1 protein-coding gene and 1 pseudogene are annotated in these 996 nt (G+C 65.8%); both read left to right on the forward strand.

The window, feature by feature from the left end:
* Positions 1-137 (forward strand): annotated as a pseudogene (locus EAO76_RS41915) (IS5/IS1182 family transposase); the annotation flags it as partial.
* 699 nt (positions 138-836) lie between these two features.
* The coding region (locus EAO76_RS41920) for a transposase (RefSeq protein WP_148841471.1) at positions 837-996 on the forward strand (160 nt) is incomplete at its 3' end.

Raw genomic sequence — 996 nt, forward strand, 5'->3', positions numbered from 1 at the left:
GGCGATTCCGTGGCGATTCCGTCATCGTCGACGGCACCCTCATCCCCACCGACCGCATCGCCGCCGACGAGCCGTACCACTCCCAGAAACACAAGCAGCACGGCATGAACGTGCAGGTCATCGCCCGCCCCGACGGCACACCCCACAACACTTCCGACACGCGACACCCCATTCCGTTGAGGAACCCATCATCCCGAGAAGCCGGACGCTGCGACGGCAATCACCCAACCCCGCTGCGGACGCTCGCCGTTCGCAGCACGCAAAGCACCCAGGTTGTCGCGTGTCCGAGTAGTTGGGCCGCTTTTGACATCGCTGGGGCACGACCGCACGGGCGCGGAACTCGGTGGGCCGCATCGACCCGTACCCAGGAGCGTTGCTCCTGGCGCCGGACATGTCGGCCAGTGAGAGCAGGGCCGTATGGTGTTCACCCCGCCGAGGACACGATTGTCACCGGCGCGGGAAGCAGCTGACGGTGTGCGGCGTACCGCTAATTCCCGTTCCGATACTCCAAGCGCCGCATTCTCAGTTGCGCCTGCTTGACGGAAGTTCTGTGTCGTCCAAGGCGGCCCGAGCCGCCGACGTGAAGCTGCCGAGGCGCTCGGAGACCATGGTCACCTCGACGGCATGACGTTCAACGAAGTTGACGTTGCGATCGGGGGAGCCCGAGGAATCCCGCCAGGCCAGGAGAGTCGTATGCATCGAGTGGAGCCCTAGTAGTGCTTGGTCAGGTTCACTCGCCGGTGGCGTGTCCGTTTGATCGGGTGTGTCGTTGACTGGCTGTGCTGGGTGAGGAGTTGGCTGCGGTCCGGTGTGATCTGGAGGACTTCGCGGCGGAGATGTTCGAGCCGTTCGCGCGGGCGGATCAACGCCGGTGGGGCGCCGTCTATCTGCGAGGACTGCTGCTGGACGGGCGGCGCAAGTCGGTGGAGCCGATGGCCGCCCGTCTGGGTGAGGACGGCAACCGGCAGGCCCTGGCCCACTTCATCACCACCAGCC

The sequence above is a fragment of the Streptomyces sp. sk2.1 genome, assembly GCF_008120935.1.
Taxonomy (GTDB): Bacteria; Actinomycetota; Actinomycetes; order Streptomycetales; family Streptomycetaceae; genus Streptomyces.